General features: G+C 62.4%; 13 protein-coding genes. 6 read left to right on the forward strand and 7 right to left on the reverse strand.

What is annotated here, in order from left to right:
- Positions 1-7: 7 nt before the first annotated feature.
- Genes cydB through cydP form a run of 3 tightly spaced genes read right to left on the reverse strand, consistent with a single transcriptional unit; the run spans position 8 to position 2,947 of the window.
- Positions 8-1,150: a cytochrome d ubiquinol oxidase subunit II gene (gene cydB / locus VF672_RS12620; protein WP_331104922.1), complete on the reverse strand. Its 1,143-nt coding sequence runs from the start codon at positions 1,148-1,150 to the stop codon at positions 8-10.
- A gap of 10 nt (positions 1,151-1,160) precedes the next feature.
- Entirely contained in the window at positions 1,161-2,753 is a 1,593-nt protein-coding gene (locus VF672_RS12625; RefSeq protein ID WP_331104923.1) for a cytochrome ubiquinol oxidase subunit I, read from the reverse strand.
- Positions 2,750-2,947, reverse strand: a complete 198-nt coding sequence (cydP, locus tag VF672_RS12630; protein WP_331104924.1) for a cytochrome oxidase putative small subunit CydP — start codon at positions 2,945-2,947, stop codon at positions 2,750-2,752. The genes VF672_RS12625 and cydP overlap by 4 nt, the downstream gene beginning before the upstream one ends.
- A gap of 658 nt (positions 2,948-3,605) precedes the next feature.
- Here cydP and VF672_RS12635 point away from each other — a divergent pair.
- From VF672_RS12635 to VF672_RS12655, 5 genes are all read left to right on the forward strand, one after another.
- Positions 3,606-4,343 carry a substrate-binding periplasmic protein gene (locus tag VF672_RS12635; protein ID WP_414705600.1) on the forward strand — a complete coding sequence of 246 codons (738 nt, stop codon included), beginning with the start codon at positions 3,606-3,608 and terminating at the stop codon, positions 4,341-4,343.
- Positions 4,340-5,680 (forward strand): GGDEF domain-containing protein, encoded by a 1,341-nt coding sequence (locus tag VF672_RS12640; RefSeq protein WP_331104926.1) that lies wholly within the window; start codon positions 4,340-4,342, stop codon positions 5,678-5,680. Before VF672_RS12635 ends, VF672_RS12640 begins: the two co-directional genes overlap by 4 nt.
- Before the next feature lie 15 nt (positions 5,681-5,695).
- Complete coding sequence (locus VF672_RS12645) at positions 5,696-6,436, forward strand: transporter substrate-binding domain-containing protein (protein WP_331104927.1); 741 nt, start codon at positions 5,696-5,698, stop codon at positions 6,434-6,436.
- A gap of 244 nt (positions 6,437-6,680) precedes the next feature.
- The gene (locus tag VF672_RS12650; RefSeq protein ID WP_331104934.1) at positions 6,681-8,324 is read left to right on the forward strand and encodes a phosphoethanolamine--lipid A transferase; all 1,644 of its coding nucleotides are present in this window, start codon (positions 6,681-6,683) and stop codon (positions 8,322-8,324) included.
- A gap of 6 nt (positions 8,325-8,330) precedes the next feature.
- Positions 8,331-9,164 (forward strand): AraC family transcriptional regulator, encoded by an 834-nt coding sequence (locus VF672_RS12655; protein WP_331104928.1) that lies wholly within the window; start codon positions 8,331-8,333, stop codon positions 9,162-9,164.
- Between the two features lie 34 nt (positions 9,165-9,198).
- Here VF672_RS12655 and VF672_RS12660 read toward each other — a convergent pair whose 3' ends face one another.
- From VF672_RS12660 to VF672_RS12675, 4 genes are all read right to left on the reverse strand, one after another.
- Positions 9,199-9,786 (reverse strand): LysE family translocator, encoded by a 588-nt coding sequence (locus VF672_RS12660; protein ID WP_331104929.1) that lies wholly within the window; start codon positions 9,784-9,786, stop codon positions 9,199-9,201.
- 107 nt (positions 9,787-9,893) lie between these two features.
- Positions 9,894-11,363, reverse strand: a complete 1,470-nt coding sequence (locus VF672_RS12665; RefSeq protein WP_331104930.1) for an MFS transporter — start codon at positions 11,361-11,363, stop codon at positions 9,894-9,896.
- Positions 11,364-11,701: 338 nt separating this feature from the next.
- Entirely contained in the window at positions 11,702-13,135 is a 1,434-nt protein-coding gene (locus VF672_RS12670) for an NAD-dependent succinate-semialdehyde dehydrogenase (RefSeq protein ID WP_331104931.1), read from the reverse strand.
- A 133-nt stretch (positions 13,136-13,268) separates the two neighbouring features.
- On the reverse strand, positions 13,269-13,562 hold the full coding sequence (locus VF672_RS12675) for a helix-turn-helix domain-containing protein (RefSeq protein ID WP_331104932.1): 294 nt from the start codon (positions 13,560-13,562) through the stop codon (positions 13,269-13,271).
- Between the two features lie 287 nt (positions 13,563-13,849).
- Here VF672_RS12675 and VF672_RS12680 point away from each other — a divergent pair.
- Positions 13,850-14,097: LEA type 2 family protein (locus tag VF672_RS12680; RefSeq protein ID WP_331104933.1), on the forward strand; the 248-nt coding region annotated here is incomplete at its 3' end.

Consider the following 14,097-nt stretch of genomic DNA (forward strand, 5'->3'; position numbering starts at 1 on the left):
AAGCGGCTCAGTACAGGCCGTGCGGGTTGCGGTCGATGTGCGCGGTGGTGACCTTGCCCCACATCTTGGCGTAGCACCACAGCGTGTAGCAGAGGATCAACGGCACGAAGATGGACGCTGCAACCAGCATGATGATCAGGGTTTTATGGCTGGAAACGGCGTCCCATACGGTCAGGCTCGAAGCCGGGTCGAGACTGGACGGCATGACGAACGGAAACAATGCGAAACCCGCCGTACACAACGCGCCGACGATCGCCAGGCTGCTGCCCAGAAACGCCGTTCTGCCCTGCCCCGCGCTCGCGCCCAGCAAGGCCAGCAGACCACCGAAAATCCCCACCAGCGGGGCGGCGACCGTCAGCGGGTGCTGCTGATAGTTGGCCAGCCAGCCGTGGTTGGTGACCGTCACGGTTTTCGCCAGTGGATTGAGCGCAGCACCCGCATCGAACGCCGAGGTGATCGCCAGGCCTTGAATGCCGCCCAGCAGCAGCCACACGCCAGCGCCGATGAACGACAGCAGGAACAGCAATGACAGCCACTGCGCCGCGCGACGCGAGCGCCGGGCAATGGCGCCTTCGGTGCGCATCATCAGCCAGCTGCCGCCGTGCAGGCCGAGCATGCTCAGGCTGACCACGCCGGCCAGCAGGCCGAACGGGCTCAGCAGCTGCCAGAAGTTGCCGTGATAGCTGGAACGCAGGGTGTCGTCGAACTGGAACGGCACGCCCAGCAGCAGGTTGCCGAACGCCACCCCGAAGACCAGCGACGGCACCACCCCGCCAACGAACAGGCCCCAGTCCCAGCTCTGCCGCCAGCGGGTGTTTTCCAGCTTGCTGCGGTAGTCGAAACCCACCGGGCGCACGAACAGCGCAAACAGCACCAGCAGCAGCGCCCAGTACAAACCCGAAAACGCCGCGGCGTAGACCAGCGGCCAGGCGGCGAACAGCGCACCGCCGGCGGTGATCAGCCAGACCTGATTGCCGTCCCAGTGCGGGGCGATGGTGTTGATGACCACGCGCCGTTCGGTGTCGCTGCGACCGACGTAGGGCATCAGCATCGCCGCGCCCAGGTCGAAGCCATCGGTAAGCGCAAAGCCGATCAGCAGCACGCCGACCAGCACCCACCAGATCATCTTGAGTGTCTCGTAATCGAACATCGTGGGTTCCTCAGGCCAGGGCCGGTTGTTTGGCGTGAGCAGCGTCAACCTGCGCGCCTTGCTCGAAGTGATAGCGACCGGTGTGCAGGCTGCTCGGGCCGAGCCGGGCGAACTTGATCATCAGGTACATCTCGATGATCAGCAGCACGGTGTAAAAACCGACCAGGGCCAGGATCGAGCCGAGCACATCGCCCGCCGACAGGGTCGAGGCCGACAGGTGCACCGGCAGCACTTCGCCGATGGACCAGGGCTGACGACCATGCTCGGCGACCCACCAGCCGGTCTGGGTGGCAATCCACGGCAGCGGCAGGCTGAACACCGCCCACTTGAGCAACCAGCGCTTGCGGGTTTCGTTCTTGCGCGCCGACGCCCAGAAGGCACAGGCGAACAACAGCAGCATGAGCATTCCGCTGAGCACCATCACGCGGAAGGTCCAGAAAATCGACGCCACTTGCGGGATCGAGTCCAGCGCGGCCTGCCTGATCTGCACCTCGCTGGCGTCGATGACCTTGTCGGTGTACTTCTTCAGCAGCAGGCCATAGCCAAGGTCCTTCTTCACGGCATTGAAGGCATCGAGGGTCTGCTGGCGCTTGTCGCCGCCGCGCAGCTGGCCGAGCAAATCGTAGGCCGTCATGCCGTTGCGAATGCGGCCTTCGTGTTCGGTCACCAGGTCCTTGATGCCGGTGACTTGCTTGTCAACGGAACGCGTCGCGATGAGCCCCATGAGGTAAGGAATCTTCACTGCGTAATCGGTGCGCTGCTCGGCCTGATTCGGCAGGCCGAACAAGGTGAACGCCGCCGGTGCCGGTTCGGTTTCCCACTCCGCTTCAATGGCGGCGAGCTTGGTCTTCTGCACGTCGCCGATCTCGTAGCCGGATTCATCCCCGAGCACGATGACCGACAGGATCGACGCCATGCCAAAAGCCGATGCGATGGCAAACGAACGCCGGGCGAAGGCGATGTCCCGGCCCTTCAGCAGGTACCAACTGGAAATCGCCAGGACGAAGATCGCCCCGGTGACATAGCCCGACGCCACGGTGTGGACGAACTTGACCTGGGCGACGGGGTTGAACAGCAGGTCGCTGAAGCTGGTCAGTTCCATGCGCATGGTGGTGAAGTTGAACTCGGCGCCGACCGGGTTCTGCATCCAGCCATTGGCGATCAGAATCCACAGTGCCGACATGTTCGAGCCGATTGCCACCAGCCAGGTGACCGTCAGGTGCTGGACGCGGGTCAGACGGTCCCAGCCGAAAAAGAACAGGCCGATAAAGGTCGATTCAAGGAAGAATGCCATCATCCCTTCGATGGCCAGCGGCGCGCCGAAGATGTCCCCCACGTAGTGGCTGTAATACGCCCAGTTGGTGCCGAACTGAAACTCCATGGTCAGCCCGGTGGTAACGCCGAGGGCAAAGTTGATGCCGAACAGCTTGCCCCAGAACTTTGTCATGTCCTTGTAGACCTGCTTGCCGGTCATGACGTAGACCGATTCCATGATGGCCAGCAGGAAGGTCATGCCCAGGGTCAGCGGGACGAACAGGAAGTGGTACAAGGCGGTCATTGCAAATTGCAGGCGGGATAAGTCGACGACTGATTCCGAAATCATTTTGGGTTCTTCTCAGAAGATACGGGAGGGGCGCCCAGTACATGCAGGCCGGCTTGCACCCCGTCATCCCTGACCTCCACCGGTGCGTCGAACCAGACGCTACGGATGCCCATCAGCAGGACGAGTTTGATCAACAGGATCAGACCGATGTCTTTGGCCAGCGGGTGTTTGAGGAAGTCGAAAGGACCGGGCATGTTGAGGACTCGTCGGGGTGCGCGGTATTTTTCCTACAGGGCCTTCCGATACCGTTGATCCAGATCAATAAGGCGCGTTTACTCGGATGTGGCAGATCGCCACAGCTCTGCCTGACGGCAGAGGGTTTCGCCTTCGGCGAGTTACGTGGAAAGGCACCCAAGTCGCGATTTGTGTCGTCTGGATTTCCTGCGTAGGAAGATCAGAAGCAAAGGCGAGAGCAAAGCAAAGGCGAGAGCAAAGCAAAAGCTTCCCGGCTAAAGCCAGTCCTGCACCCTGGGTCCGCGCGACTCCCACTGAATGCACGCGCGGCTGTCAGTGGGACCGGCTTTAGCCGGGAAGAGGCCCGCCCGGGCACCGTTGATTAACGGTTGCCTGCGATGTACGGGGTTTGGACGACGGGTATTTTCAGAAAAGCTGGTGCGCCCGGACCACCGAACCGGTATGTGCCCAAGCTGTTAGGATGAACGGCAGGAAGCCGTCTCAAGTGGCGGATTATTCAGCCGATATCCCGGTGTGCAAGCCAGCAGGCCACCGACGATGCCCGACATTTACGGCCCGGAACCTGTCGCTTTGCAGCCCATGAGGTAGCTATCGATGACATCCCATTCGCTCATTCACACACTGGGCAGCGCACTCTGCGTGGCGCTGTTGCTGTGCATGGGCGTTGGCGGCTCAAAAGCTGAATCGATTCAGGCAGACCCGGTTGACCCTGCGCCAATCCACGTCGTCACTGAAGAACTGCCGCCCTACAACATGACGCGCAACGGCGTCGTCACCGGCATGAGCACCGAGGTGGTTCAGGCGGTGCTGAAGGAGGTCAACGTCCAGGCTTCCATTCAGTCGATGCCCTGGGCGCGAGCCTATGACCTGGCGCTGCATTCCCCCAATGTGCTGATCTACTCCATCACCCGCACCGGCGAGCGCGAACGGCTGTTCAAGTGGGTCGGCACCATAGCCGAGTCCCGCTGGTACCTGTATTCATCTGCCCGTCATCCTGTGAGCCTCCTGAGCCTGGACGACGCCCGGGACTGGCAGACCGCGACCGTCAATGAAGACGTCGGCGAGCAATACCTGATGGCGCGCCAGTTCCAGACCGGCCATCAATTGCAATCGAGCAACCGATACGAATTCAATTACCAGAAGCTGCAGACCGGCCACGTCGACCTGTGGATTTCCGACGAGCTCAATGCGTATTACATCGCCCGGCAGGCAGGCGATGATCCCGCTCGGACACTGGTTCAGTCCTTGCGCGTGCCGGAGCTTGAAGACGCCGGCGGTTTCAGCATGGCGTTCAGCGCCGGAACGCCCGACGCCACGGTCCAGCGGTTCAAGAAAGGCCTGGACGCCATTCGCGCCAACGGCACCTACGACGCCATCGCGCGCAAATGGCAATGAGCATGCCGATCGAGACGCCGTCCGCCCCCTCCGCTCCACCGCGCACCGGTTCGCTGGCGCGGCGTCTGGTGGTGGCGACCCTGGCGTTCTGCGTGTTATTCACGGCGGCGACGGTGCTGGTGCGCACCTGGTTCGCCTGGAACACCAACCTGGCAACCATGAACGCCGAACTGAGCCTGATCGATCAGGTGTTCCAGGGCACGCTGTCCAAGGCGGTGTGGGAAATGGATGACCAGGCGCTGCAGACCCAGATCGACAGCGTGGCCACGGCGGCGCCAGTGGGCAGGGTTCAGCTGAGAATCCTGCGGCCCGGTCGCGCCCCTGAAGTCCTGGAGCGCCAGCATCCCGGCCACACGGGTTCGTTCCGCGCGCCGGCGCTGCATCGGCAATTGGCCGTCACGCCCTACCCTGGCGCCAGTGAAGTGGTCGGCGAGCTGACCATCGAAGGCGACGAGAGCCTGCTGTGGAAACGTCTGTGGAAAGAGGTCGCGGTGATCATGCTCACCCAGATCATCCAGTCGCTGGCGCTGGCCGGCCTGATCATGGGCATGTTCAACCGCTCGGTGACCCTGCACGTGCGGCGCATCGCCCGGCACCTGGAACACCTGACGCCGCTCAACCTGAAGACGCATCTGACACTGGAGCGTCGCGGCAAGGCGGGCGATGAACTGGACCTGCTGGAAGCGGGCGTCAACGACCTGCAGGACAAACTGGCCGCGCACCTGGAGCGCCAGGCACGCGACGAGGTTGCCCTGTCTGCCAGCCGCGACCAGCTCGCCGAACTGGTCGAGCAACGCACCGCACAGCTCAAAGCCGCCAACACGCGGCTGGAAGCGCTGACCCGTTTCGACCCGCTCACCGGCCTGGCCAACCGTCGCCACTTCGATGAGCTCAAGGAGCTGGAATTCAACCGCGCGCTGCGTCATCGCCAGCCGTTGTCGGTGCTGATGTGCGACATCGATTTCTTCAAGCGTTACAACGACACCTACGGCCATGCCAAGGGCGATCAGTGCCTGCGCGACGTGGCGCTGGCAATGAGCGCCCTGTTTTCCCGCTCCGGCGAGCTGGTGGCACGGCTGGGCGGCGAAGAGTTTGCCGTCCTGCTGCCTGGGCAGAACGAACAGCAGGCGCTGGCCTCGGCGGATCGCCTGCGCGACCTGCTGGCCCGCCAACAACTGGCACACAGTGCCTCTTCTGTTTCGCCCTTCGTGACGCTAAGCATCGGCGTGGCCGAGCTTGATCGGGCGAACATGGAGCACTTCGATCAACTGCTGCAGAGTGCCGACCGTGCGCTGTACCGGGCGAAAAGCCAGGGCCGGGACCGCTGTGTGATCTGAACCGAGAGGAATGGCATGGGAAAGTTTCATCGTCCGCGCAACGTTCTGGCCACGTTCATGATGCTGTGCGTGTGCCTCACCGCTGGTGCCACGACACTGCAGGTGGTGACCGAAGACTCCTCCTACAGTGCGCTCGACGGCGACAAAGTGGTCGGAGTCGCCAGCGAAGTCGTCGAGATGACGCTGGCCAACGCGGGCATCACCGATTACCACATGGCGCTTTACCCCTGGGCCCGGGCCTATGACATCGCGCGCCTCGAAGCAAACGTGTTGATCTACCCGATCATCCGTAGCAGTGACCGCGAAGGACTGTTCAAGTGGGTCGGCGAGCTGGAGCACGTCAACCCCACGTTCTACAAACTGCGCAAGCGCCACGATGTGAGGGTCAACGCGTTGCAGGACGCCAGCCATTACACCGTCGGAGTGGTGCGCGACGATTCGCGGCATCAATATCTGGAAAGCAAAGGGTTCAGCAAAATGGTGGTCTCGGCCAATAACCTCGACAACCTGCGCAAGCTGATCAGCGGCCAGGTCGAGCTGATTCCCATGCCCGAGCGCGAGGCGCGGGAGCAATGTGCCGATCTGCACATTGATTACGACGACCTGGAAAGCGTCTTCGTCCTCGACGAACTGTCCAAAGGCCTCTACGTCGCCCTCAGCGCCAGCACACCGGACGAGACGGTGCAACGCATCACCGCCGCCTTTGCCAGGCTCAAGCAGGACGGCACGGTGGACAAGCTGATCGCGGGGCAGTAACCGCCAGCATCGCGAGCAATCGGGAGAGCGAACCGCCAGCCCGCAATGGCCCGTAAACCTGTTCAAGCCTTGGAAGCTGGCGGGTTATCGATTTCACAAAGTCTTCACAATCGTTTTGGAAAACTCCGCGCGATCTGTCTCGCCCGCCCCTTCCGGCAGCCTTCGACTAACGCTGCGCACGTCTGCGCAGCGAGAATGGAGCGGCCTGATGCACCCTCCTCCCAGGCACTGCGCAGTCCCTTATATGGAAATGAAATCGATGGTCAAACCGGTCACGTCTACTCGTCTGGTAATGGTGTTTTCCCTGTGTCTGGTGGTGTTCTACAACCTGGCGACGTGGCGCGCGCTGGTCGATCTGGCGCAGTTGCAGGGCGTCAAAGCCATCGCGTTCTATGCCTCGTTCGCCTTCCTGTTATGGGCCGCCATTACCCTGCTGCTCACGCCCTTTTCGTTTCGTCCGACGCTCAAGCCGGTGCTGAGCCTGGTTGCCCTGTGCTCGGCCGCCGCCGCGTACTTCATGAACAGCTACGGCGTCAGCATCGACACGACGATGATGCAGAACGTGCTCGAAACCAACCCGGGCGAGGCCGAAGCCTTGCTGAGCGGCAAGCTGTTTTTGTACCTCGGCCTGCTGGGCGTGTTGCCGACGGCGCTTGTCTGGTGGCTGCCGGTGACGTATCGCCGCGTGCTGCCCGGGCTGGTCAACAAAGTGCTGGTGTGCGTCGGCTGCCTGCTGGTGATCGCTGCCGCCGTCGGGCCCTTCTACTCGACCTACGCGCCGATCTTTCGCGATGAAGACAAGCTGACCCACTTTATCAACCCGACCAACTACCTCTACGCCGTCGGCAAGCTGACCAAGCAGACGGTCGCCATCAAAGAGACGTTGAAGATCCAGACCGTCGGCGCCGACGCGGCCCTTAGTCCCCAAGCACAACAGCGGGCGAAGAAAAGCCTGATGATCATCGTCGTCGGCGAAACGGCCCGGGCCGATCACTTTTCCCTCAACGGTTACCCGCGGGAGACCAACCCGGAGCTGAAACAGCAGGACATTCTGAATTTCACCCACGTGGCTTCGTGCGGCACCTCCACCGCCGTCTCGGTGCCGTGCATGTTTTCCAAATTCCCGCGCAGCGATTACAGCGACAAAAAAGGCAAGACCTACGAAGGCCTGCTGGACATGCTCCAGCGCGCCGGCCTCAAGGTGGTGTGGCTGGACAACAACAGCGACTGCAAGGGCACCTGTCTGCGTGTGCCGCACAGCGACATTCCGAAAAGCCAGCCGAGCCCCTTCTGCGATGGCAAGAACTGCCTGGACGAGTCGCTGCTGTTCGGCTTGCAGGATTACATCGATTCGCTGCAGGACAACGCCGTTATCGTGCTTCATTCTGACGGCAGCCACGGCCCGGAATACTACGATCGCTACCCCAAGAGCCTCGAGCGTTTCACGCCTTTCTGCCACACCAATCAGTTGGGCAGCTGCACGTCCGACGAGCTGAAAAACGTCTACGACAACACCATTCTGTACACCGACCATTTCCTGTCGCAGACCATCGAACTGCTCAAGCGCAATCAGGACAAGGTCGATGCTTCGATGATCTACGTTTCGGACCACGGCGAATCCCTGGGCGAAAACGGCATTTACCTGCACGCGGCCCCCTATGCCATCGCGCCGGTGGCCCAGACCCATGTGCCAATGGTGATGTGGTTCGGCCACTCGACCCTTGAAAACGCCCGGGTTGACCGCCGCTGCCTGGCCGCCAGGCAAGACCAGCCCCACCTGAGCCATGACTACCTATTTCATTCGGTGCTAGGCTTGCTCGGCGTCACCACCACCGAATACCAGCCGGCGCTGGACATCTTTCACAGCTGCACGCGCAACGAGGGGTAAGTTGCAATGACCTGTCAGAACCCGGTGAAACGTCTCGACACACCGGTGTTCTGGCGGGACCCGGCGTTGCCGTTCATTGAGGCGCGCTCCATCGAAGACGGGCGCAAGGTCTGTTATTCGCGCCATTCCCATGAGGTGTTTTCCATCGGTGCGATCACGGCCGGACGCAGCACCTACCTGCACGAGAAGACCACGCAAACCATTGCCACCGGCACCGTGGTGGTGATGAACCCCGCCGAGGTCCACGCCTGCAATCCCATCGACGACGAGCCCTGGTCCTATCTCATGCTGTACGTCAATGCACGGTGGCTGGGCGCACTTCAGCGGGATGACGGGGTGAGCAACGGGGGCGTTTTTCGCGGATATCCGGCGACGCACACTCAGGACTCGCAGCTGTTCGAGGGCTTGGTGGATCTGCATCGGCGCCTGGTGGACTCGCGGCTGGAGACGCTGGCGAAATACGAAGCGGCTGTCGCGTTTTTCACCCGGGTCGAAGAGCGCCTCGGCGGATCGTCGCCCGCGCCGAGACACGCCAACCCGAAGGTCGAACGCGCGGCGCGTTACATCGATGAGCATTACTTGCAACCGATTCGGCTGGAGGAATTGTGCGCCGTGGCAAATCTGTCGGAGGCCTACCTGATTCGCGCATTCGAGCAGCACTACCACATGACCCCGCACGCCTGGCTGGTCAACCGGCGCATTCAGCACGGTCAGGCCCAGTTGCGCAGCGGTGAGCCCATTGCCGACATCGCCCAGGAGACTGGCTTTGCCGATCAGGCGCACTTTCAGCGAGCATTCAAAAAACACCTGGCGGCGACGCCGGGTCAATACAAGCCCTGATTCATCCGGCGTGCCTGGGTTGCGCTGAACGCGCTCACAGGTAAAACAGCGACACGGCGCAGCCGGCCAACAGCGCGGCCATGCTGCGGTTGAACACGCGGATGCGCCGGGCGCTGCGCAGATAGCCGCCGAGGAAGGCGCCGGCGTAGGCCCAGCAGCCCACCGACACGTAGCACACCACGAAGTAGATCAGCGCGAACAGGCCAATCAGCCGCGCCTCGCCATCGGCCACGAACGCGCCCATCCCCGCGACTGCCGCCAGCCACGCTTTGGGGTTCAGCCACTGCATCGCCGCGCCGTGCAGAAACGAAGGTTTGCGCGTCGGTTTGGCGAGATCCAGGCGCCCGTCGTCAGTGGCCAGCTTCCACGCCAGATAAAGCAGAAACGCCACCCCGGCCCAGCGAATTATTTCGGTCAGCATCGGGTAACGCTGCAGCACCTCGTGCAACCCGAAACCCGTGAACATCAGCAACACGACGAAGCCCACTGTCGCGCCAAGCACGTGACGCAAAGTCGCTGCCAGCCCAAACTGCGCACCGGCGCTCAGCGCCACAACGTTCACCGGCCCCGGGGAAATGGACGCGGCCAGCGCGAACGCCGCCATGGAAATCATCAGGTTCATTGCACTGCTCTCCCTTCATTGACTGTCGGGAGAGTGTACGAAGCGCGATCGGGACGGGGATTGAACAAAACTGACCCATCACCGACGCCATCCTGGCGTCGGGGTAATCAGTCGTGGGCCTGGGACAGCGGTCGAGCCACTGCTTCGAGGGATTTGCCCTCCGAGGCCACGCCCCAGATCGCCTGCACGACTGCCGCGAATAACATCAGTGCCGCGCCGATCAGGTAGCCGAAGAAGACGGGGCCGCGTTCATGGGTGTCAATCAGCTCGCCGAACAGCGTAGGCCCGACGATGCCCCCGAGCGCCGTGCCGAAGGCATAGAACACCGCGATGGCCAACGCGCGGATTTCCAGCGGGAAGGTTTCGGCGACCGTCAGGTAAGCCGAGCTGGCCGCCGCCGACGCGAAGAAGAAAATGACCATCCAGGCGATGGCCTGTTGCGTCACGTCCAGCACGCCCTGCTGGAACAGATAGCCGCTGATGGTCAGCAAGACCCCGGACACGGCGTAAGTCAGGCTGATCATCACCCGCCGCCCGACCACATCGAACAATCTGCCCAGCAGCAATGGCCCGCAGAAATTGCCCAGCGCCAACGGCAAGACGTACCAGCCGATCGAGGCCGACGGCACCTGATAGAACTCGGTCAGCACCAGGGCGTAGGTGAAGAAAATGGCGTTATAGAAGAACGCCTGCGCGGTCAGCAGCGTCAGGCCCACCAGCGCGCGACGGCGATAGGTGTTGAACAGCGTGTGGAAAATTTCCTTGAGCGGCGTGTGGTCCCGCACGTGGAGACGCAGGGGCGGGCCCACCGGCGCGCTGAGGTCGTGACCCTGACGGCGCAAGCGGTCTTCGATGCCTTCCACAATCACCCTCGCTTCTTCGCCCTGGCCATGAATCAGCAACCAGCGCGGGCTTTCCGGCAACCACAGGCGCATCAGCAGAATGATCAGGCCGAGGACCGCGCCGATGCCGAAACACAGGCGCCAGCCCATGTCCTGGCCGACCCACGCGGCGTCCAATAGCACGAGGGAGCCGACCGCGCCCAACGCCGCGCCGATCCAGAACGTGCCGTTGATGGTCAGGTCAACCCAGCCCCGAAACCGCGCCGGGGTGAACTCCTGAATGGTCGAGTTAATCGCCGTGTACTCGCCGCCAATGCCCATCCCGGTCAGAAACCGGAACAGCAGGAAACTCCAGAGGCTGAAGGAGAACGCCGTGGCGGCTGTCGCTGCGATGTACAGCGCCAGGGTGATGAAAAACAGCTTGCGCCGGCCCAGACGGTCGGTCAGCCAGCCAAAGAACAACGCCCCCAGCACCGCGCCGCTGATGTAGGCGCCACCCGCCAGGCCGATGTCGGTGTTGGTGAGGTGCAGCACCGGGCTGTCTTTCAGCGCGCCGGAGACCGAGCCCGCCAGGGTGACTTCAAGCCCGTCGAGCAGCCAGGTAATGCCCAGCGCAAACACCAGCAACGTATGAAACCGCCCCCACGGCAGGCGATCGAGTCGGGCCGGCAGGTCCGTTTCAAACACCTCGCCCTTGAGCTCGGCCGCGACGCCCTGCCTTTTGCTGATCGCCATGACTCGTCCCCGTGTAAGGCAAGTGATCTGTGGGTTCAGAGTCCGCGAGCCGGTCAGGAGTTCAGCGCAGCGCCGGGACAACTTGAGATCGCAGCCCATTCGCTGAAGCTGCGGGACAGAGCTTGCTCCAAAAAGGCCGGGGTATTGATCGTTCCCACGCTCTGCGTGGAAACGCCGCTCAGGACGCTCCGCGTCCCGCTTCCAATGAGATGACGCGGAGCGTCATGGGATGCATGTCCACGCAGAGCGTGGGCACGATCAAATGCAAAGAACCTGCAGGAGCTCAAAAAAAACCCACCAAACGGTGGGCTTCTTTTTTCCAGCACTAGCACGTGACGTTAAACGTTAAACACCGTCACCAGCTTGGTGTTCAGGTACGCCTCGATGGCTTCGGTGCCGCCTTCGGAGCCGTAGCCGGAATCCTTGATGCCGCCAAATGGCACTTCAACCAGACCAATGCCCTGGTGGTTGATCGACAGCATGCCGGCTTCGATGCGGGTACTGAGGATGTGGGTGGTCTTCATCGATGACGTGAAGGCATACGACGCCAGGCCAAACGGCACACGGTTGGATTCCTTGACGGCGTCTTCAACCGTGTCGAACGGCACCAGTAACGCCACGGGACCGAACGGTTCCTCGTTCATGATGCGCATGTCGGTGGTCAGCCCGCTGATCACCGTCGGCTGGAAGAAGTAGCCAGGCCCTTCGATGGCCTTGCCGCCGACGTGAACCTTCGCGCCTTTATCGCTGGCGTCCTTGATCAACGCGCTCAACGCCGGAATGCGCCGCTCGTTGGCCACCGGCCCCATGGTCACGCCCTGCTCCAGGCCGTTGCCGACTTTCAGCTCATGGGTGTGGCCGACGAACTTCTCGGCGAACGCCTCGAACACGCCGCGCTGCACCAAAATGCGCGTGGGTGACACGCAGACCTGACCCGCGTTGCGAAACTTGGCGCCGGCCAGCGTACGCGCCGCCAGGTCGATGTCCGCGTCGTCGAAGACCAGCGCCGGAGCGTGACCGCCCAGCTCCATGGTCGCGCGCTTCATGTGCTGACCGGCCAGTGCTGCAAGTTGCTTGCCGACCGGCGTCGAGCCGGTGAAGGTGACTTTTTTGATGGTCGGGTGCGCAATCAGGTAACTGGAAATCTGCGCCGGATCACCGTAAACCAGGCCGATGACACCGGCCGGAACGCCGGCATCGACAAACGCACGCACCAGCTCGGCGGGCGATGCCGGGGTTTCTTCCGGGGCCTTGACGATGATCGAGCAGCCGGCCGCCAGCGCCGAAGACAGCTTGCGCACCACCTGATTGATCGGGAAATTCCACGGCGTGAACGCCGCCACCGGACCGACCGGCTCCTTGATGACTTTCTGCTCCACCGAAACGTTGCGCGACGGCACCAGGCGGCCATAGGCGCGGCGACCTTCTTCGGCCAGCCAGTCGATGATGTCGGCGGCCGACAGGGTCTCCATGCGGGCTTCAGCCAGCGGCTTGCCCTGCTCGCGGGTCATGATGTTGGCAATGTGATCGACCCGGTCACGCAGCAGATCGGCGGCCTTTTGCATGATCTTGTAGCGGTCGTAGGCCGGGGTGCTGCGCCAGGTTTCAAAGCCGAGCTCGGCTGCGGCCAGGGCCTGGTCGAGATCGGCGATGTTCGCATGGGCCACGGTGCCGAGCGTTTCGCCGTCGGCCGGATTGATCACATTGAGGGTACGACCGTCAGCGCTGGCACGCCATTGACCATCGATGAACAGCTGAACGTCTGGATACATGGGGAACTCCGGATGCGCCTGCGGGAGGCGGAGGGAAGAAAGGCGCGGCGGCCCGAGCGAGCGGGCGCCAATCGCGATCAAATCGGTTGCGGGACCTTTCAAGAGATAGGGGCGGCCACGGCCGTTTTCAATGCTAGATCTGCATCAACTGCCGGGCGTAGGCGTGCAGCACTTCGCGCTGGATCATGAAGCTGGCGTACTTGCCTTCGCGCAGCGTGAGGATGAGCCCGGCGCGCTCAAGCTCTTTGGTGTGATGGGAAACGGTAGCAGCGCTGATCGGATGCTCCTTGAGCACTTCGGCGCAAGGCAACGCCTGATCGCTGGCGCCGATCTGGACCAGAATACGGTAGCGGCGGCTGTCAGCCAGCGCCCGGGCAATCAATGCCACTTGCGAGTCACTCAACGGAAAATGCTGTGCCGTGCTCATGATGATCGTGACGCCTCAGTGGAAACCTCCTTGTCAGAGATACTGCTTAACAAACCCGACAGACCGATGACAGTCACCCCCCGACAGTCACCCCTATTGAGGCTGCCGGCCAAGGATGGTTCAGCGCCAAGGTCCAGGGCTTTGACAGACGTTGCAGAGTGGCGTCACGTTTGCCCCTGCCATCCGCCGACGCAGAACCTCTCGCCGCGCGTGAGGTCGCACAGTTGAATCGTCAGGCCGTTTGAAGGGGTGTGCTGCGCCCCAGCTGCCTGCCACGGGAGTCACCGATGCCGCTACGCCTGATCCGCACCCTCCTCGCCGGCCTGAGCATAGTGCTCGCACTGAGTGCCTGCGCGCTGTTTCCACATCGCGATCCGCTGAACATCAACGTGGTCGGCATTGAGCCATTGCCCGGTCAGGACCTTGAAATTCGTTTTGCCGTGAAGCTGCGGCTGCAAAACCCCAATGACACCGACATTCAGTACGACGGCGTAGCGCTGAATCTTGACGTTAACGGCACGTTGCTGGCCTCCGG

The organism is Pseudomonas sp., assembly GCF_036387035.1.
Classification (GTDB): domain Bacteria; phylum Pseudomonadota; class Gammaproteobacteria; order Pseudomonadales; family Pseudomonadaceae; genus Aquipseudomonas.